Annotated in this window: 29 protein-coding genes and 1 pseudogene; 1 reads left to right on the top strand and 29 read right to left on the bottom strand. The window is 62.7% G+C overall.

Annotation, left to right across the window (positions count from 1 at the left end; translation table 11 throughout):
* The first annotated feature begins 101 nt into the window (after positions 1–101).
* On the top strand, positions 102–2,213 hold the full coding sequence (locus ABE464_RS15665) for a TonB-dependent receptor (protein ID WP_346472698.1): 2,112 nt from the start codon (positions 102–104) through the stop codon (positions 2,211–2,213).
* 119 nt (positions 2,214–2,332) lie between these two features.
* Here ABE464_RS15665 and ABE464_RS15660 read toward each other — a convergent pair whose 3' ends face one another.
* From ABE464_RS15660 to ABE464_RS15520, 29 genes and pseudogenes are all read right to left on the bottom strand, one after another.
* Complete coding sequence (locus ABE464_RS15660; RefSeq protein ID WP_346472697.1) at positions 2,333–2,842, bottom strand: disulfide bond formation protein B; 510 nt, start codon at positions 2,840–2,842, stop codon at positions 2,333–2,335.
* 463 nt (positions 2,843–3,305) lie between these two features.
* Positions 3,306–3,692, bottom strand: coding sequence for a 50S ribosomal protein L17 (rplQ, locus tag ABE464_RS15655; protein WP_019186166.1), 387 nt, complete (start codon positions 3,690–3,692; stop codon positions 3,306–3,308).
* Between the two features lie 201 nt (positions 3,693–3,893).
* Entirely contained in the window at positions 3,894–4,892 is a 999-nt protein-coding gene (rpoA, locus tag ABE464_RS15650; RefSeq protein WP_019186165.1) for a DNA-directed RNA polymerase subunit alpha, read from the bottom strand.
* A 54-nt stretch (positions 4,893–4,946) separates the two neighbouring features.
* Positions 4,947–5,576 carry a 30S ribosomal protein S4 gene (gene rpsD / locus ABE464_RS15645; protein ID WP_019186164.1) on the bottom strand — a complete coding sequence of 210 codons (630 nt, stop codon included), beginning with the start codon at positions 5,574–5,576 and terminating at the stop codon, positions 4,947–4,949.
* A 14-nt stretch (positions 5,577–5,590) separates the two neighbouring features.
* Positions 5,591–5,980: a 30S ribosomal protein S11 gene (gene rpsK / locus ABE464_RS15640; RefSeq protein ID WP_017355427.1), complete on the bottom strand. Its 390-nt coding sequence runs from the start codon at positions 5,978–5,980 to the stop codon at positions 5,591–5,593.
* Between the two features lie 12 nt (positions 5,981–5,992).
* A complete protein-coding gene (rpsM, locus tag ABE464_RS15635; RefSeq protein ID WP_019186163.1) occupies positions 5,993–6,349 on the bottom strand; it encodes a 30S ribosomal protein S13 in 357 nt (118 codons plus the stop codon).
* Positions 6,350–6,694: 345 nt separating this feature from the next.
* The gene (secY, locus tag ABE464_RS15630) at positions 6,695–8,050 is read right to left on the bottom strand and encodes a preprotein translocase subunit SecY (protein ID WP_019186162.1); all 1,356 of its coding nucleotides are present in this window, start codon (positions 8,048–8,050) and stop codon (positions 6,695–6,697) included.
* A 3-nt stretch (positions 8,051–8,053) separates the two neighbouring features.
* Positions 8,054–8,497 (bottom strand): 50S ribosomal protein L15, encoded by a 444-nt coding sequence (rplO, locus tag ABE464_RS15625; RefSeq protein ID WP_019186161.1) that lies wholly within the window; start codon positions 8,495–8,497, stop codon positions 8,054–8,056.
* A 4-nt stretch (positions 8,498–8,501) separates the two neighbouring features.
* Complete coding sequence (rpmD, locus tag ABE464_RS15620) at positions 8,502–8,693, bottom strand: 50S ribosomal protein L30 (protein WP_019186160.1); 192 nt, start codon at positions 8,691–8,693, stop codon at positions 8,502–8,504.
* Positions 8,686–9,225, bottom strand: a complete 540-nt coding sequence (gene rpsE, locus ABE464_RS15615) for a 30S ribosomal protein S5 (RefSeq protein WP_121042884.1) — start codon at positions 9,223–9,225, stop codon at positions 8,686–8,688. Before rpsE ends, rpmD begins: the two co-directional genes overlap by 8 nt.
* Before the next feature lie 158 nt (positions 9,226–9,383).
* On the bottom strand, positions 9,384–9,737 hold the full coding sequence (gene rplR / locus ABE464_RS15610; RefSeq protein WP_121042882.1) for a 50S ribosomal protein L18: 354 nt from the start codon (positions 9,735–9,737) through the stop codon (positions 9,384–9,386).
* A 32-nt stretch (positions 9,738–9,769) separates the two neighbouring features.
* Positions 9,770–10,297, bottom strand: coding sequence for a 50S ribosomal protein L6 (rplF, locus tag ABE464_RS15605; protein ID WP_176990877.1), 528 nt, complete (start codon positions 10,295–10,297; stop codon positions 9,770–9,772).
* An 18-nt stretch (positions 10,298–10,315) separates the two neighbouring features.
* Entirely contained in the window at positions 10,316–10,714 is a 399-nt protein-coding gene (gene rpsH, locus ABE464_RS15600) for a 30S ribosomal protein S8 (protein ID WP_019186156.1), read from the bottom strand.
* Positions 10,715–10,955: 241 nt separating this feature from the next.
* Positions 10,956–11,261, bottom strand: a complete 306-nt coding sequence (gene rpsN, locus ABE464_RS15595) for a 30S ribosomal protein S14 (protein WP_019186155.1) — start codon at positions 11,259–11,261, stop codon at positions 10,956–10,958.
* 18 nt (positions 11,262–11,279) lie between these two features.
* A complete protein-coding gene (gene rplE / locus ABE464_RS15590; protein ID WP_019186154.1) occupies positions 11,280–11,822 on the bottom strand; it encodes a 50S ribosomal protein L5 in 543 nt (180 codons plus the stop codon).
* A gap of 11 nt (positions 11,823–11,833) precedes the next feature.
* Entirely contained in the window at positions 11,834–12,151 is a 318-nt protein-coding gene (gene rplX, locus ABE464_RS15585; protein WP_017355416.1) for a 50S ribosomal protein L24, read from the bottom strand.
* Positions 12,152–12,167: 16 nt separating this feature from the next.
* The gene (gene rplN, locus ABE464_RS15580) at positions 12,168–12,536 is read right to left on the bottom strand and encodes a 50S ribosomal protein L14 (protein ID WP_017355415.1); all 369 of its coding nucleotides are present in this window, start codon (positions 12,534–12,536) and stop codon (positions 12,168–12,170) included.
* Between the two features lie 13 nt (positions 12,537–12,549).
* Positions 12,550–12,819 carry a 30S ribosomal protein S17 gene (gene rpsQ, locus ABE464_RS15575; protein ID WP_121042876.1) on the bottom strand — a complete coding sequence of 90 codons (270 nt, stop codon included), beginning with the start codon at positions 12,817–12,819 and terminating at the stop codon, positions 12,550–12,552.
* An 11-nt stretch (positions 12,820–12,830) separates the two neighbouring features.
* Complete coding sequence (gene rpmC, locus ABE464_RS15570) at positions 12,831–13,016, bottom strand: 50S ribosomal protein L29 (RefSeq protein WP_019186151.1); 186 nt, start codon at positions 13,014–13,016, stop codon at positions 12,831–12,833.
* The gene (gene rplP, locus ABE464_RS15565; protein WP_019186150.1) at positions 13,016–13,429 is read right to left on the bottom strand and encodes a 50S ribosomal protein L16; all 414 of its coding nucleotides are present in this window, start codon (positions 13,427–13,429) and stop codon (positions 13,016–13,018) included. Before rplP ends, rpmC begins: the two co-directional genes overlap by 1 nt.
* A 5-nt stretch (positions 13,430–13,434) precedes the next feature.
* The gene (rpsC, locus tag ABE464_RS15560) at positions 13,435–14,169 is read right to left on the bottom strand and encodes a 30S ribosomal protein S3 (protein ID WP_019186149.1); all 735 of its coding nucleotides are present in this window, start codon (positions 14,167–14,169) and stop codon (positions 13,435–13,437) included.
* Positions 14,170–14,186: 17 nt separating this feature from the next.
* On the bottom strand, positions 14,187–14,522 hold the full coding sequence (gene rplV / locus ABE464_RS15555) for a 50S ribosomal protein L22 (RefSeq protein ID WP_017355410.1): 336 nt from the start codon (positions 14,520–14,522) through the stop codon (positions 14,187–14,189).
* A 12-nt stretch (positions 14,523–14,534) separates the two neighbouring features.
* On the bottom strand, positions 14,535–14,804 hold the full coding sequence (gene rpsS, locus ABE464_RS15550) for a 30S ribosomal protein S19 (protein WP_019186148.1): 270 nt from the start codon (positions 14,802–14,804) through the stop codon (positions 14,535–14,537).
* A gap of 6 nt (positions 14,805–14,810) precedes the next feature.
* On the bottom strand, positions 14,811–15,638 hold the full coding sequence (gene rplB / locus ABE464_RS15545; protein WP_038690292.1) for a 50S ribosomal protein L2: 828 nt from the start codon (positions 15,636–15,638) through the stop codon (positions 14,811–14,813).
* A gap of 10 nt (positions 15,639–15,648) precedes the next feature.
* A complete protein-coding gene (rplW, locus tag ABE464_RS15540) occupies positions 15,649–15,948 on the bottom strand; it encodes a 50S ribosomal protein L23 (RefSeq protein WP_019186147.1) in 300 nt (99 codons plus the stop codon).
* Complete coding sequence (rplD, locus tag ABE464_RS15535) at positions 15,945–16,550, bottom strand: 50S ribosomal protein L4 (protein WP_019186146.1); 606 nt, start codon at positions 16,548–16,550, stop codon at positions 15,945–15,947. Before rplD ends, rplW begins: the two co-directional genes overlap by 4 nt.
* Before the next feature lie 12 nt (positions 16,551–16,562).
* Positions 16,563–17,213, bottom strand: coding sequence for a 50S ribosomal protein L3 (rplC, locus tag ABE464_RS15530; protein ID WP_019186145.1), 651 nt, complete (start codon positions 17,211–17,213; stop codon positions 16,563–16,565).
* A gap of 11 nt (positions 17,214–17,224) precedes the next feature.
* A complete protein-coding gene (gene rpsJ, locus ABE464_RS15525) occupies positions 17,225–17,536 on the bottom strand; it encodes a 30S ribosomal protein S10 (protein WP_010341589.1) in 312 nt (103 codons plus the stop codon).
* Positions 17,537–17,869: 333 nt separating this feature from the next.
* Positions 17,870–17,979, bottom strand: a pseudogene (locus ABE464_RS15520) (elongation factor Tu); the annotation flags it as partial.

Below are 17,979 nucleotides of genomic sequence, written 5' to 3'. Positions count from 1 at the left end.
GATCGCGCATGGTCCAGCGCCCGGGGAGAGGCGCATGATTTGTTACGGAGTAACACTTGCCAGGCCGGCCCCTCCTCCCATTGCCCAGCCAAGCCATCCTCATGAAGCCCTCCCTGCTTGCTACCGGTATTGCTGTTTCCCTGGCCCTGACCGGCCTGCCCGCCCTCGCCGCCGACCCTGCCGTCACCGATCTGGACGCAGTGACGGTCAGCGCCAAACTCGACCAGGCGCGCAATGCGCTGTCGCCGGATATCGGCAGCAGCCAGTACCAGATCACCGCCGAAGACATCCAGAACCTGCCACTGGGCGCCTCCACCCCGTTGAACCAGGTGCTGCTGCAGGCGCCTGGTGTGGTCCAGGATTCCTACGGCGGCGTGCACGTGCGCGGCGACCACGCCAACCTCCAGTACCGACTCAACGGCGTCCTGCTGCCCGAATCAATCTCCGGCTTCGGCCAGACCCTGGATGCCCGCGCGATCAAGAGCATCCGCCTGATGGACGGTGCGCTGCCGGCACAGTTCGGCGAGCGCACGGCGGCCGTGGTGGACATCACCACCCGCAGCGGCGCCGAGCTGGGCAATGGCGGCAGCGCCGGGCTCACCGCCGGCTCCTACGGCAAGGTCAACCCCAACGCCTCGTGGTGGGGCAGCCAGGGCCGCTGGAGCTGGTATCTGACCGGCAACTATGACCAGAACCAGATCGGCATGGAAAACCCCACCGCCTCGCGCCAGCCGGACCACGATGACACCCACCAGGGCAAGGCGTTCGCCGACCTGACCTACCTGGTCAACGACGACACCCGCCTGAGCCTGTTCGCCGGGTTCTCCAACAACCGCTTCCAGATCCCGGTCAACCCCGGCCAGACCCCGCAGTTCGGCTACCTGGATACGGTCACTGCGGACTCCGCCGCGCTGGACGAAACCCAGCGCGAGACCACCCGCTTCGGCATGCTGGTGCTGCAGGGCGCGCTGGGCAACACCGCCTACCAGGTCTCGGCCGGGCAGCGCTACAGCGACCTGTCCTTCAACCCGGACCTGCCCAGCGATCTGATCTTCAACGGCGTTGCCTCACAGGTGGAGCGCAGCAACCGCGCCAACACCGTGCAGGCCGATGTCTCCACCCCGATCGGTGAGAACCACACGCTGCGCTACGGCCTGTACGTCAACGCCGAGCGCGCCCGCGCCGGCAGCGACACCTGGGTGTTCCCGGTCGACGCCGACGGCCAGCAGGCCAGCAACACGCCGCTGCGCATTCCGGAGGCGAGCGCCTTCAACGCCACCACCACCGCGGTCTATCTGCAGGACGAATGGCGCCTGGGCGACGACTGGACCGTGAACTACGGCCTGCGCGGCGACCGCTACAAGGCGTTCGGCGGCACCGAGGGCCAGCTCAGCCCGCGCGTGGGCGTGGTCTGGAACGCCAGCGACAGCACCACCGTGCACGCCGGCTACTCGCGCTACTTCACCCCGCCGGCCAGCGAACTGGTGGCCAGCAGCGACATCGCACTCTACGACGGCACCACCAACCAGCAGCCGGCCGGGGACAGCACCACACCGCTGTCAGAGCGCAGCGACTACTACGACATCGGCGTCTCCCAGCAAGTGGGCGATCACCTCACCCTGGGCCTGGACGCTTACGACCGCAAGGTCGATCGCCTGCAGGACGAAGGCCAGTTCGGCGCCGCCTACATCTACTCCACCTTCAACTATCGCCTGGGCCACATCCACGGCGTGGAGTTCAGCGCCGACTACAGCAACGGCCCACTCAGCGCCTACGTCAACGCCGCCTACAACAAGGCCATGGGCAAGCAGGTCATCACCGGCCAGTACAACCTCGACCCCGAGGCATTGGCCTACGTCCAGAACAACTGGATCCATCTGGACCACGACCAGAAACTGACCTCGTCGGGCGGCATCAGCTACGCCTTCGCCGGCCACAACCGCCTGGGTGCGGACTACGTCTTCGGCAGCGGCCTGCGCTCGGACGCCGATGGCGTTCCCAATGGCGGCGAACTCCCCGCCTATCTGCAGCTCAACCTCAGCGCCGGCCATGACTTCAACGCCGACAGCGGCCACCCGCTGCACGCACAGCTGGCCCTGGTCAACGCACTGGACCGCAGCTATCAACTGCGCGACGGCGGCGGCATCGGCGTCTTCGCCCCGCAATGGGGTCCACGCCGCGGCGCCTACCTCAGCCTGCAGCAGGACTTCTGAGCTGCGCCAGCACGCCCTGTCATCCAATCAGGTCAGGAGCCTCCACAGCTGATCGCAGCACCCGGCCTGGCCGCGCAACGCGTGCCAGGCCGGGCCGGGTAACCGATGTTGGAAAGGCCTCAGTGGCGGCGACGCGCCCGGAACGCCGTCACCAGCGCCCACACCGCCAACGCCGCGAACCACACCAGGCTCCACATCGGCATCGTCAGCCCCAGGAACTGCCAATCGATGTTGCCGCAGTTGCCGGTACCGGTCAGCACCGTGCGGAACACCTCGAACGGTCCCATCGTTTCACTGAGGAAACTCAGCGGCGGCCCACAGCTCGAGCCCATGTCCTGCGGCAGCAACTGCACATACACATGGCGACCGGCAATGCCGATACCGACCGCGGCCGCGATGAAGGCCAGCACCCCATACGTCTTGCGCCCGGCCGGATCCCGCGGGCCATGCAGCGCCCCGATCAGGAAGAGCAGCCCCAGCGCCGCGAACGCAATCCGCTGGAAAATGCACAACGGACACGGCTCCAGCCCCATCTTCAACTGCAGGAAGATCGCATACCCCAGCAGTACCGCGCAGACCAGAAACCCCAACAGGAACTGGGCGCGGAAACCCCAACGCAATGGATTCATTGCCAACACTCGTGAAAGTCCAGGCGCCAAGATTAACAGGGCCGCGACCACCAACGTCCATGCGCACCTGCCGACCATCGGCGTAGCCGACCGGACAGCGTGTTCCGTGCAGTCGGCGCAGGAATCTACCCTAGCGAAGCGACCACGCGCCACGCAGCCGGCCAACGGCCGGCTCTACCTGTGCGGCGCACAGGCTCCGCTCTCCTCCAAGCGCGCCGACCCAGTGTGCAGGCGTCGGCGCGGGTGGGTTGTCGGGACCATGAGCGCCATGGATGGCGCGACATGAGCCTCCATGGACGGATTTACGGCGTGTCCCGCCAACCCACCCGCGCCGACGCCCCAGCCGCGCCCGCAGCGCCATGCTCTTGCCGTTGCCGTTGCCGTTGCCGTTATCACCCTGCAGAAACGGAAAAACCCGGCACAAGGCCGGGTTCTTCACCGAATAACGGGTGCAGCTCGAAGATTACTCTTCGACGGCTTCAGCCACAGCAGCCGGACGATCAACCAGCTCCACATAGGCCATCGGCGCATTGTCGCCAGCGCGGAAACCGCACTTCAGCAGACGCAGGTAGCCGCCCGGACGGTTCGCGTAACGCGGGCCCAGGGTGGTGAACAGATTGCCGACGGCTTCGTTGTCACGCAGGCGAGCGAACGCCAGACGACGGTTGGCAACCGAATCAACCTTGGCCAGGGTGATCAGCGGCTCAGCAACGCGGCGCAGTTCCTTGGCCTTCGGCAGGGTGGTCTTGATCAGCTCGTGCTTGAACAGCGACGCAGCCATGTTCTTGAACATTGCTTCGCGATGGGCGCTGGTGCGGTTGAACTTACGACCGGACTTCATATGACGCATGACGGTGATTCCTGAAGTGAATGTTGGATCGGTTGGGTAGCGCTGTCGCCATCCTGGCGTTGTTGCTTGGACTGCGGATGGTCCGGTGCCAGCCATCCTGGCTGGCCGTCACCGCAGGCTATCGACCTGTCGGTGCGGAGTGTTGCGGGTAAAGCCCCCGCACCAGAAGGTGCGGGGTCAAGCATCTTGCGTAGCGCTGGATCAGCCGAGCATGCCGTGCTGGGCGACACCGGCCGGCGGCCAGTTCTCCAGCTTCATGCCGAGCGAAAGACCGCGCTGTGCGAGGACTTCCTTGATCTCGGTCAGCGACTTCTTGCCGAGGTTCGGGGTCTTGAGCAGCTCCACTTCGGTCTTCTGGATCAGATCGCCGATGTAATAGATGCTCTCTGCCTTCAGGCAGTTGGCCGAACGCACGGTCAGTTCCAGATCGTCGATCGGGCGCAGCAGCACCGGATCCACGCCGTTGTTGGCCGGCTTGGCCGCACCGCGATCGCGGTGGGTGAAGTCACCGAAGACCGACAGCTGATCGCTGAGGATGTCGGCGGCAGTGCGCACGGCTTCCTCGGCATCGATCGTGCCGTTGGTTTCGATGTCCAGCACCAGCTTGTCCAGATCGGTACGCTGTTCAACGCGGGCCGCTTCCACCGAATAGGCGACGCGACGGACCGGCGAGAACGAGGCGTCCAGAACCAGACGGCCGATGGCACGGGTTTCTTCATCCGGACGACGACGAGCAGCGGCCGGCTGGTAGCCGAAACCACGCTCGATCTTCAAACGCATATTGATTGCCGTGTCCTTGGTCAGGTGGCAAATGATATGGTCGTTGTTGAGGACTTCGACGTTGTGGTCCAGCTTGATATCAGCAGCGGTCACAACACCCGGACCCTGCTTGGACAGCGACAACGTAGCGTTGTCACCGGTATGCATACGGATCGCCACGTCCTTCAGGTTGAGCAGGACTTCCAGCACGTCCTCCTGCAAGCCTTCGAGCGTGGTGTACTCGTGCAGTACGCCATCGATTTCGACTTCCGTGATGGCGAAGCCCGGGATGGACGACAGCAGCACGCGACGCAGGGCGTTGCCCAGCGTATGCCCGTAACCACGCTCCAAGGGTTCGATGACGACCTTGGCGCGGGTATCGGTAAGGCGTTCGATCTGCGGACCGCGAGGACGCAGAACCTGGTTGGCGGTAACCGTCATGTTGCGGGTTCTCCTGCGAACCTCCGGTGTGACCCGGAGGTTCTCCAATGTGAATTACTTCGAATACAACTCGACGATCAGCGCTTCGTTGATATCCGCAGGCAGGTCCGAACGATCCGGCACGGCCTTGAAGATGCCGGCGAACTTGCCGGAATCAACTTCAACCCACGACGGACGCAGGTCATGCGTAGCGGACACGGTCAGGGCTTCCTGAACGCGCAGCTGCTTGGCAGCCTTCTCGGACAGAGCGACGGCGTCGCCAGCCTTGACCTGGTACGAAGCCAGGTTGACCGACTTGCCGTTCACGGTGACACCGCGGTGCGAGACCAGCTGACGGGCAGCCGGACGGGTCACTGCGAAGCCCATGCGGTAAACGACGTTGTCAAGACGGGTTTCCAGCAACTGCAGCAGGTTCTCGCCGGTGTTGCCCTTCTTGGTCGAGGCCTTCTTGTAGTAGTTGCGGAACTGACGCTCCAGCAGACCGTAGATACGCTTGACCTTCTGCTTTTCACGCAGCTGGGTAGCGTAGTCGGAAAGCTTGCCCTTACGGGCAGTGGCGCCGTGCTGGCCGGGCTTCTGCTCCAGCTTGCACTTGGAGTCCAGCGCACGGGCCGGGCTCTTGAGGGAAAGGTCGGCGCCTTCGCGGCGGGCGAGCTTACAGGTAGGACCGATATAACGAGCCATTTCTTATCGCTCCTTTAGACGCGACGCTTCTTCGGCGGACGGCACCCGTTGTGCGGGATTGGCGTCACGTCGATGATGTTGGTGATCTTGTAGCCCACGTTGTTCAGCGAGCGCACGGCCGACTCACGACCCGGACCCGGGCCCTTGATGCGGACTTCCAGGGACTTGACGCCGTAGTCGAGCGCGGCACGGCCGGCCTTCTCGGCAGCCACCTGGGCAGCGAACGGGGTGGACTTACGCGAACCGCGGAAGCCAGCGCCACCGGAGGTCGCCCACGACAGAGCGTTGCCCTGACGGTCGGTGATGGTCACGATGGTGTTGTTGAAAGAAGCATGGACGTGGGCGACGCCGTCAGTGACGACGCGCTTGATCTTCTTCTTGGTCTTAGCGACGGGCTTAGCCATTTCTTAGGTCCCTTACTTCCTGATCGCCTTGCGCGGGCCCTTGCGGGTGCGGGCGTTGGTACGGGTGCGCTGGCCACGAAGCGGCAGACCGCGACGGTGACGCAGACCGCGGTAGCAGCCCAGGTCCATCAGGCGCTTGATCGCGATACCGATTTCACGGCGCAGATCGCCTTCCACGATGTACTTGCCGACTTCGAGACGCAGACGCTCGATTTCCGGCTCCGACAGATCGCGGATCTTGGTGGTCGAGGTCACGCCTGCGGCGTCGCAGACCTTCTTCGAACGGGTACGGCCGATGCCGTAAATGCTTTGCAACCCGACCCAGACGTGCTTCTGGGCTGGCAGGTTGACGCCTGCAATACGCGCCATGACGCGGTTCTCCAGCTGAGTGATGGCCGACAGCGCACCATGGGCGCGCCAATCCGGCAGGATGGATCAAAAAAGTGAACTAGCGATTCTATCAAGGTCTCGGTTTACTTGGAAGCCCGTGGAACCAAGAGGTTCCATGGACCCGGCGTGGGGAGTGTGCCCATGCTCCGGCGCCGGATGTCGTTGACTGCAGAGGTTGCCCTCGCCGCCGCCCGCGCTACTCCCGCGCAGGACCACCACATCACACCCCCACCCGAAACCGCTGCAGGGGCCGCCCTTCGATTTGGAAGGCCAGTCCGGGAACCGGAGGGCCTTCGCAACAAGAAGACTAGTGTAACAGGTCAATCAGCCGCGGGCAAAACCGCCGCGGTTGCCGCCCTTCAGGTTGGCCTTCTTCAACAGGCTCTCATACTGGTGCGACATCAGGTGCGCCTGGATCTGGGCAATGAAGTCCATCACCACCACCACCACGATCAGCAGCGAGGTGCCGCCGAAGTAGAACGAGGCGCCGAGCTGGGTGCGCAGGATTTCCGGCAGCAGACAGACGATCACCAGGTACAGCGAGCCGGCGGCGGTCAGACGGGTCAGCACGGCATCCACGTAGTCGGCGGTGGCCTTGCCCGGACGGATGCCCGGAATCAGCGCGCCCGACTTCTTGAGGTTGTCGGCCGTTTCCTGCGAGTTGAACACCAGCGCGGTGTAGAAGAACGCAAAACCACTGATCAGCGCGGCGAACACGATCATGTGCAGGGGCTCGCCCGGCCCGAGGGCGTTGGCGACCTTCTGCAGCCACGTGGCCGAACTGGCCTGGCCGGACCACATGGCCAGCGTCGTCGGGAATGCCAGGATGCTCGAGGCGAAGATGGCCGGGATCACGCCCGCCATGTTCAGCTTCAGCGGCAGGAACGAGGTCTGGTTCATGTACGCGTTGCGGCCACCCTGGCGACGTGCGTAGTTCACCGTGATGCGGCGTTGGCCGCGCTCGACGAACACCACGAAGTAGGTGAAGGCCAGCACCACCAGCACGATCAGCAGCAGGGCGATGAAGCTCATGTTGCCGTCGCGGTAGGCTTCCACGGTGTGGATGACCGCGCCCGGCAGACCGGCCACGATGCCGGCGAAGATGATCAGCGACACACCGTTGCCGATGCCGCGCTCGGTGACCTGCTCACCGACCCACATCAGGAAGATGGTACCGGCGGTCAGCGCGACGATGGCGGTGAGCACGAAGCCCATGCCCGGCGCGTAGACGACCGGAGCACCGCCCGGGGAGACCTGGTTCTGCAGCGCCAGCGCGATGCTGCCGCCCTGCACCACCGCCAGCAACACGGCGCCGATGCGGGAATATTGGGTGATCTTGCGACGACCCGACTCACCTTCCTTCTGCATCGACTTCAATGCCGGGAAGATGTGGACCGCCAGCTGCATCACGATGGATGCCGAGATGTACGGCATCACGTTCAGCGCGAAAATGCTGAAACGGTGCAGGGCGCCGCCCGAGAACATGTTGAACATGTCCACGATGCCGCCGCCCTGCGCCTGCATGAGCGCAAGCATGGCATCGGGATTGACCCCAGGCACCGGCACATAACAGCCGATGCGGTAGACGATCAATGCCCCGATGACGAACAGCAGTCGCTGGCGGAGTTCCGTGAACTTGCCGAGCCCGCCGCCGAGGTTACCAATGCCAGCTTGCGCCATGTCTTACTCCTGTACGCTGCCGCCGGCAGCTTCGATCGCGGCCTTGGCACTGGCCGTTGCAGCGACGCCCTTCAGGGTGAAGGCCTTGGTCAGGTCACCCTTCATGACGATCTTGGCACGCTTGGCAGTGCTCGGGACCAGCTTGGCAGCGCGCAGCGCGGCGAAGTCGATCTCGCCAGCTTCCAGACGCTCAAGCTGGTAGGACAGCACTTCAGCGGTGTCCTTGGCAATCTTGGAACGGAAACCGACCTTCGGCAGACGACGCTGCATGGGGGTCTGGCCGCCTTCGAAGCCTGCCTTGATCTTGCCGCCACCCTTACGGGCGAACGAACCCTTGTGGCCGCGGCCGCAGGTCTTGCCCAGGCCGGAGCCGATACCACGACCGACGCGGGTACGCTCTTTACGAGCGCCCGGTGCCGGGCTCAATTCATTCAGATGCATGGTCATTGGATTATTCCTCAACCTTGACGAGGTAGTGGACCTTGTTGATCAGACCGCGAACCTGCGGGCTGTCCTTCAGTTCACGCACATCGTTGAGCTTGTTCAGGCCCAGGGCACGCACCGACAGGCGGTGACGCGACTGGGTGCCACGCAGGCCAGCCACCAGGCGGACCTTGACGGTCTTGACGGTTTCATTAGCCATGGTTGAGATCCTCCACCTTCTTGCCGCGCTTGGCCGCGATGCGGGCCGGCGACTGCATTTCGCTCAGACCCTTCAGCGTGGCGCGAACCAGGTTGATCGGGTTACGCGAACCGACCGCCTTGGCCAGCACGTTCTTGACGCCAACGGCTTCCAGGACGGCGCGCATGGCACCACCGGCGATCACACCGGTACCTTCGGAGGCCGGCATCATGAACACGCGAGCTGCGCCGTGGCCGGACTTCACCGGGTGCCACAACGTGCCGTTGTTCAGATCGACATTGGCCAGGTTCTTGCGAGCCTGCTCCATCGACTTCTGGATGGCGACCGGCACTTCACGCGCCTTGCCGTAACCGAAACCGACCTTGCCTGCGCCGTCACCGACCACGGTCAGTGCGGTGAAGGTGAACTGACGACCGCCCTTGACGGTCTTGCTGACGCGGTTGACCGCGACCAGCTTCTCGATCATGCCGTCGTCGACTTTCTCTTCGCGGCGATCGCGATCGCGACCCCGCTGCTGACGTTCTTCTGCCATGTTGATTCCTTGATTGATTGAGTATGTACGGCTCAGGGCCGCTTATAGCTGTGAGATGGAGCGGTGATTCGAGCGCCCCTGCAGAAGAAGGACGTCGCCCGGCGCAACCCGCGCCGGCAGGCAGGCGGAAGCGGGGACCAGCCCCGCTTCCTTATCCCTTAGAACTGCAGGCCGCCTTCGCGGGCTGCATCAGCCAGAGCCTTGATGCGGCCGTGGTAGCGGTAGCCCGAGCGGTCGAAAGCGACCTTCTCGATGCCCGCAGCCTTGGCGCGCTCGGCGACCAGCTTGCCGACCTTGGTGGCGGCGTCGCTGTTCTTGCCGTTCTTCAGGCCTTCCTTGACGTCGGCCTGGGTGGTGTTGGCCGACGCCAGCACCTTGGAGCCATCGGCGGTGAAGACCTGGGCGTACAGGTGCTGGCCGGTGCGCAGCACCGACAGGCGCGGCACGCCGAGCACACGGATGTGTGCACGGGTCGACTTGGCACGACGCAGACGAGCGATGTTCTTGTTCATGATCTTTTTCCTTGGAAAGCTGAGGGCCTGAATTAGGCCTTCTTGGCTTCCTTACGAATGATGACTTCGCCGGCGTACTTCACACCCTTGCCCTTGTAGGGCTCCGGCGGACGGAAGCCACGGATCTTGGCGGCAACTTCGCCAACGCGCTGCTTGTCGGTGCCCTGGACCAGCACTTCGGTCTGGGTCGGGGTCGAGATGGTGATGCCTTCCGGCGCCACGAACAGGACCGGATGCGAGAACCCGAGCGACAGGTTCAGATCCTTGCCCTGCATGGCGGCACGGTAACCGACGCCGACCAGCTCAAGCTTGCGCTCGAAGCCTTCGGTGACGCCCTTGACCATGTTGGCCAGGATGGCACGCACGGTGCCGGTGAGGGCGACCAGCGAGGCATCGTTGGCGGCCAGGGTGGCAACGCCGTTGTCGACAGTGATTTCAACGCCAGCAACCTTGACAAGCGACAGGGTGCCCTTCGGGCCCTTCACGCTGACGGATTCCGGCTGGATGTTCAGTTCAACGCCCTTGGGCAGGTTGACTGGCTTCTTGGCTACGCGGGACATAGTTGGTTCCTTCTCGCCTTAGGCCACGAAGCACAGGACTTCGCCGCCGACGCCCAACTGGCGCGCCTGCGCATCAGTCATGATGCCCTTGGAGGTGGAGATGATGGAGATACCCAGGCCGTTGAGGACCTTCGGCAGCTCGGACTTGCCACGGTACTGGCGCAGACCCGAACGCGAGAAGCGCTTCAGGGTCTCGATGACCGGCTTGCCCTCGAAATACTTCAGGACGATTTCAAGCTCGGCCTTGTTGTTCTCGATCTTGGTCACGCGCAGATCGGTGATGTAGCCTTCGGCCTTCAACACCTCTGCGATTGCCACCTTGATCTTGGAGGACGGTGCTTTCACCGTCTGCTTGCCAACCGCGGCCGCATTCTTGATGCGTACCAGCAGGTCGGCGATGGGATCAGTCATGCTCATAGTCGATACCTTTGAGTGCACCGATATCCGCTTTCGCGAAAATCTTGTGTCTACCTGGAATGGGCCAGGGCCCGTCTTCACACACTGCTCACGCCTTGCGGGCGAGCAAGACGCGGGAGTATACGGCAAAAAGAGCCCGACTTGCGTCGGGCTCCCTTAATCCGGGATCAGAGCCGGGAAACCGGCTCCTCCCCCCTGCCCTGCACCGCGAAGGCACCGGGCAGTTGAAGGGACGAATCCCTTACCAGCTGGCCTTGCGCAGGCCCGGCACGTCACCACGCATGGTGGCTTCACGCAGCTTGTTACGGCCCAGGCCGAACTTGCTGTACACGCCACGCGGGCGGCCCGAGAGCTCGCAACGGTTGCGGTGACGGCTCGGCGACGAGTCGCGCGGCAGCTTCTGCAGCTTGATGACGGCCTCGGCCTTTTCGTCGTACGACGCGGTCGTGCTGGAGATGATCTTCTTCAGCTCTTCACGCTTGCCGGCGTACTTGACGGCCAGCTTCGCACGCTTGAGGTCGCGGTTGACCATGGAGGTCTTTGCCATTTCGGATTCCTCGACGTATCAGTTACGGAACGGGAACTTGAACGCTGCGAGCAGCGCCTTCGCTTCCGCATCGGTCTTGGCGGTGGTGGTGATGGCGATATCCATGCCGCGGATCGCGTCGACAGCGTCGAAGTCGATTTCCGGGAAGATGATCTGTTCCTTCACACCCATGTTGAAGTTGCCACGACCGTCGAAGGAACGACCCGAGACACCACGGAAGTCGCGCACGCGCGGCAACGAGATGTTGATCAGACGGTCCATGAACTCGTACATCTTTTCACGACGCAGCGTGGTCTTGCAGCCGATCGGCCAACCATCGCGGATCTTGAACGATGCCACCGAGACGCGGGACTTGGTCACGATCGGCTTCTGACCGGAGACCTTGGCCATATCGGCGACGGCATTTTCCAGGATCTTCTTGTTCGTGGCTGCTTCGCCGACACCCATGTTCAGGGTGACCTTGACCAGCTTCGGAACCTGCATCGGATTGGTGTAGCCGAACTGCTTCATCAGCGCCGGCACCACTTCTTCCTTGTAAAACTTTTCGAGACGGGAATTCATCTGCTCATTCCTCAGGCGTCGAGCGCCTCACCGCTGGAGCGGAACACACGCAGTTTGCGTCCATCCTCCAGCACCTTGAAGCCAACGCGCTCGCCCTTGCCCGAAGCCGGGTTCAGCACATTCACGTTGGAGATATGGATCGACGCTTCACGCTCGACCACGCCGCCGGCAACGCCTGCCTGCGGGTTCGGCTTGGTGTGGCGCTTGACGATGTTCACGTTGGCGACGATCACACGATCGCCGTCGACGCGGACGACTTCGCCCTGCTTGCCCTTGTCCTTGCCGGTGTTGACGACAACCTGGTCGCCCTTCTTGATACGGTTAGCCATGATTATCTCCTGTCGCTCACAGCACTTCGGGAGCGAGCGAGACGATCTTCATGAACTTCTCGGAACGAAGTTCACGCGTCACCGGTCCGAAGATGCGGGTACCGATCGGCTCTTGCTTGTTGTTGAGCAGGACCGCGGCGTTGGCATCGAAACGGATCAGCGAACCGTCGGCGCGACGCACACCCTTGCGGGTACGCACCACGACGGCGTCGAACACTTCACCCTTCTTGACCTTGCCGCGCGGGATTGCATCCTTCACGGTGACCTTGATGATGTCGCCAATGTGCGCGTAGCGGCGCTTGGAGCCGCCGAGCACCTTGATGCACATCACTTCCTTGGCACCGGAATTGTCCGCGACTTCGAGGTAGCTCTGCATCTGGATCATGAGTCAGATCTCCTTATTGAACCGCACGCGTGATGACTTCCACCACGCGCCAGTTCTTGGTCTTGGACATCGGAGCAATCTCGGTCACACGAACGACATCACCTTCGTTGCAGGTGTTGTCGGCGTCGTGTGCGTGCAGCTTGGTCGAACGCTTGATGTACTTGCCGTACAGGGCGTGCTTGACCAGGCGCTCCACCAACACGGTGACCGTCTTGTCCATCTTGTTGCTGACGACACGGCCTTCGACCGTGCGCAGCGTCTTGCTGTCGTTGTTATCGCTCATCGCGGCCATCCTTACTTGGTGCTGCCGAGCAGGGTCTTGACGCGAGCGATCTCGCGGCGAACCCGGCGGGTTTCGTGGGTCTTCGGCAGCTGGCCAGTGACCTGCTGCATACGGAGCGAGAACTGCTCCTTACGCAGGTCGATCAGGTGGCTCTTCAGGTCGTCAGCCGACTTTTCGCGAAGTTGTTTGATATCCATCAGAGCACCGTCCGGGTCACGAAAGTGGTGGTCACGGAGAGCTTGGCGGCAGCCAGGCGGAACGCCTCACGTGCCACGTCTTCTGCGACGCCTTCGATTTCATAGATCATGCGGCCGGGCTGGATCTGGGCTACCCAGTACTCCACGTTGCCCTTACCAGAACCCATTCGGACTTCGATGGGCTTCTTGGTGATCGGCTTGTCGGGGAACACTCGGATCCACATCTTGCCGCCGCGCTTGACGTAGCGGCTGATCGAGCGGCGGGCCGCTTCGATCTGACGCGCGGTCAGCTGACCATGAGCGGTTGCCTTCAGGCCGTATTCGCCGAAGCTGACAGCGTTGCCGCTCCAGCTCAGACCATCGTTACGGCCCTTGTGTACCTTGCGGTATTTGGTTCGCTTGGGTTGCAACATTGTCGTTACCTCGCTTCACGAGCCGGGCGCGACGGACGGTCACCGCGGTCGCCGCGATCGTTACGATCGTTGCGCGGGGAGTCGTCCTGCTTTTCCTGGCCAACCTGGGAGAAATCGAAGACTTCGCCCTTGTAGATCCAGACCTTGATGCCGATGATGCCGTAGGTCGTCTTGGCTTCAGCGAAACCATAGTCGATGTCGGCACGCAGCGTATGCAGCGGCACGCGGCCTTCGCGGTACCACTCCGAACGGGCGATTTCCGCGCCGTTCAAGCGGCCACCGACGTTGACCTTGATGCCCAGGGCACCGAGGCGCATCGCGTTGCCGACCGAACGCTTCATCGCGCGGCGGAACATGATGCGACGCTCCAGCTGCTGCGCGATCGACTCGGCAACCAGCTGTGCGTCCAGCTCGGGTTTACGCACTTCGGTGACGTTGATGTGCGCCGGGACGCCCATCATTTCGCTCACTTCCTTGCGCAGCTTCTCGATGTCCTCACCGCGCTTGCCGATCACCACGCCCGGACGGGCGGTGTGGATCGTCACGCGAGCGGTCTTTGCCGGACGCTCGATCAGGATCTTGCTGATGCCGGCCTGCGCAAGCTTCTTGCGCAGCATGTCCCGCACCTTCAGGTCGGCTGCCAGATAACCAGCGAACTCGGCCTTGTTGGCGTACCACTTGGAGTTCCAGTCCTTGGAAATGCCGAGGCGGATACCAATCGGATGAACTTTATGACCCATGGTGTTTTCCTTTCCGCTTACTTGCCGGCGCCCACAACCACAGTGATGTGGCTGGTGCGCTTGAGGATGCGGGTGCCGCGGCCTTTCGCCCGCGCCATGAAACGCTTCAGGGTCGGACCTTCATCTACCATGATGGTCTGTACCTTCAGCTCGTCGACGTCGGCGCCCTGGTTGTTCTCGGCATTTGCAATAGCCGACTCCACCACCTTCTTGATCAGGTGGGCAGCCTTCTTGTCCGAGAACTTCAGCAGGTTGACCGCACGCTCGGCCGGCAGGCCGCGCACCTGGTCAGCGACCAGGCGGGCTTTCTGCGCAGAGATGCGCGCGGAGCGCAGGATTGCTTTCGCTTCCATTGTCATCTCTCCTTACTTGCCGGACTTCTTGTCACCACCGTGACCCTTGAAGGTCCGGGTGATGGCAAATTCGCCAAGCTTGTGGCCGACCATGTTCTCGTTGACGAGCACCGGAACGTGGTTCTTACCGTTATGAACGGCGATGGTGACGCCTACCATTTCCGGCAGGATCATCGAACGGCGCGACCAGGTTTTGATCGGCTTCTTGCTACCCGCAGCGGCTTCCACCTTCTTGATGAGGTGGTGATCGACAAACGGGCCCTTCTTGAGTGAACGTGCCATGGTCGATTAGCCCCTACGATCGCGGACGATGAATTGCTGGGTGCGCTTGTTCTTGCGCGTCTTGTAACCCTTGGTCGGGACACCCCACGGGGTGACCGGATGCGGGTTGCCCTGGCCGGCCTTCGCCTCACCACCGCCGTGCGGATGGTCAACCGGGTTCATGGCAGCACCACGAACGGTCGGGCGGACACCACGCCAGCGCTTGGCGCCAGCCTTGCCCAGCTTTTCCAGGTTGTGTTCGTCGTTACCGACTTCACCGATGGTGGCGCGGCACTCGACCGGCACCTTACGCATTTCACCCGAGCGCAGGCGCAGGGTGGCGTAGATACCTTCACGAGCGACGAGCTGCACGGCAGCGCCGGCGGCACGCGCGATCTGAGCACCCTTGCCCGGCTTCAGTTCGATGCCGTGGACAGTGGTACCGACCGGGATGTTGCGCAGCGGCAGCGTGTTACCGGTCTTGATCGGCGCATCCGAACCCGCGATCACCTGGTCACCGGCCTTCAGGCCCTTCGGTGCGATGATGTAGCGGCGTTCGCCGTCGACGTAGCACAGCAGGGCGATATGGGCGGTGCGGTTCGGATCGTATTCGATGCGTTCCACGCGCGCCGGAATGCCTTCCTTGTTGCGCTTGAAGTCGATGACACGGTAGTGCTGCTTGTGACCACCGCCCACGTGACGGGTAGTGATGCGGCCGTGGTGGTTACGACCACCGGACTTGCTCTGCGGCTCCAGCAGCGCAGCATGCGGCGCGCCTTTGTGCAGATCGGGCGTGACCACGCGCACGGCCGAACGGCGGCCGGGAGAAGTGGGTTTGAATTTCATCAATGGCATGGGATGGACCTCAGGCCTTGGCCGTTACATCGATGGACTGGCCATCGGCGAGACGCACGTACGCCTTGCGCCAATCGCCGCGGCGGCCGGTGCGGTTACGGAAGGACTTGTTCTTGCCCTTCACGTTCAGCACGTTGACCGACTCGACCTTGACGTCGAACAGCTGCTCGACCGCGGCCTTTACATCGGCCTTGGTGGCTTCGTTCGAAACTTCGAAGACATACTGGTTGGAATGTTCCTGCAGGCGCGCGGTCTTTTCGGAGACTCGCGGAGCGCGCAGCACGCTGAAGACTTTTTCGTTGCTGCTCATGCCAGCCACTCCTCGACCTTCTTGACCGCATCCGCGGTGATGACGACCGTGTCGGCACCGACCAGCGACACCGGGTCCAGACCCTGCACGTCACGCACTTCCACGTAGGGAATGTTGCGGGCCGACAGGTACAGGTGCTCGGAAGCATCTTCGGTGACGATCAGCGGACGCTTGCCCACTTCCAGGCCGGCCAGCTTGGCGATCAACGACTTGGTGTTGGTCGCTTCGACATCGAAGGACTCCACGATCGTCAGACGGCCCTGGCGGTTCAGCTCGGACAGGATCGCGCACATGGCTGCACGGTACTGCTTACGGTTGACCTTCTGCTCGAAGCTGCGCGGCTTGGCCGCGAAGGTGACACCGCCGCCGATGAAGATCGGAGCCGTCAGTGCGCCATGACGCGCGCCGCCGCCCTTCTGCTTCTTCGACTTCTTGGTGGTACCAGCCACTTCAGAGCGAGTCTTCTGTGCCTTGGTGCCGGCGCGACCGGCGTTGCGGTAAGCAACGACGACCTGGTGAACCAGATCTTCGCTGAAATCGCGACCGAACACGGCATCGGAGACCGAGACCTTGTTGTTGCTACCCGTGATAACGAGTTCCATCGTCATCTCTCCTTATGCCTTGCTAGCCGGACGAACGATCACGTCACCACCCGCTGCGCCCGGAACGGCACCACGGATCGCGATCAGACCACGCTCGACATCGACCTTCACCACTTCAAGGTTCTGGGTGCTCTGCTGCACCGAACCCATGTGGCCGGACATCTTCTTACCCGGGAAAACGCGACCCGGGGTCTGGCGCTGACCCAAGGAACCCGGCGCGCGATGCGACAGCGAGTTACCGTGGGTTGCATCGCCCATACGGAAGTTGTAGCGCTTGATGGTGCCCTGGAAGCCCTTACCCTTGGTGACACCCTGGACGTCGACCTTCTGGCCAACTTCAAAGATGTCCGCCTTGACTTCGCCGCCGACGGCGAAATCGCCGAGCTGCGCGTCTTCAACGCGGAATTCCCACAGGCCACGGCCCGCGTCGACCTTCGCCTTGGCGAAGTGACCGGCTTCCGGCTTGTTGACCAGGGCAGCGCGACGCGCGCCGACGGTCACCTGCACGGCGCTGTAGCCGTCAGCTTCGACGGTCTTGATCTGCGCGATGCGGTTCGGGGTAGCTTCAATCAGGGTTACCGGGATGGCCTGGCCATCTTCGGTGAACACGCGGCTCATGCCAGCCTTGCGGCCCACGAAGCCCAACGAATATTTCTTCGTCATGGTCGTAGTCCTCAGGTCAGCTTGATCTGAACGTCGACGCCGGCAGCCAGTTCGAGCTTCATCAGCGCGTCCACGGTCTTGTCGTTCGGGTCAACGATATCGAGCACGCGCTTATGCGTGCGGGTCTCGTACTGGTCACGCGCGTCTTTGTCGACGTGCGGGGAGACGAGAATGGTGTAACGCTCGATCTTGGTCGGCAGGGGGATCGGGCCACGCACTTGCGCGCCGGTCCGCTTTGCCGTTTCTACGATCTCGCTGGCCGAACGGTCGATCAAACGATGATCGAACGCCTTCAGCCGAATCCGGATCTTTTGGTCCGCCATGACGGTGGGTTCCTTCGTTAAAAGAGCGACGGACAAGGCCTCTGGGTTGCCTTGTCCCATGAATATCCTGAATGCAGACGCCGCACATTCCTGCGCGGCGACAAGATCTTTCCATAGACCTCAAAAATCGAGGCAGACCGGTCTCCCGATCTGCCCAGACAAAAAGTATAGCGCGCATACAAGTTGGCAGTCAACAGGAAACCTATTGACAAAGCCTGAATGGCGCGACCCTTCCTGGTCTGGGGAACACGAGGAGCATCCTGCGCCTCTTTTCCCGTTTGGTTACGCCCCGATGCCCTACCCAGGCAACATCGGGGCGCAGATTCTAGCAGATTACGCGATGATCTTGGAGACCACGCCGGCGCCGACGGTACGGCCGCCTTCGCGGATCGCGAAGCGCAGGCCTTCATCCATGGCGACCGGGTTGATCAGGGTGACAACCA

This window comes from Stenotrophomonas sp. TWI587 (assembly GCF_039674145.1).
Classification (GTDB): domain Bacteria; phylum Pseudomonadota; class Gammaproteobacteria; order Xanthomonadales; family Xanthomonadaceae; genus Stenotrophomonas; species Stenotrophomonas maltophilia_AY.
Note: the sequence above shows the minus strand (reverse complement) of the source record. Positions and strands in the feature narration are given on the sequence as shown.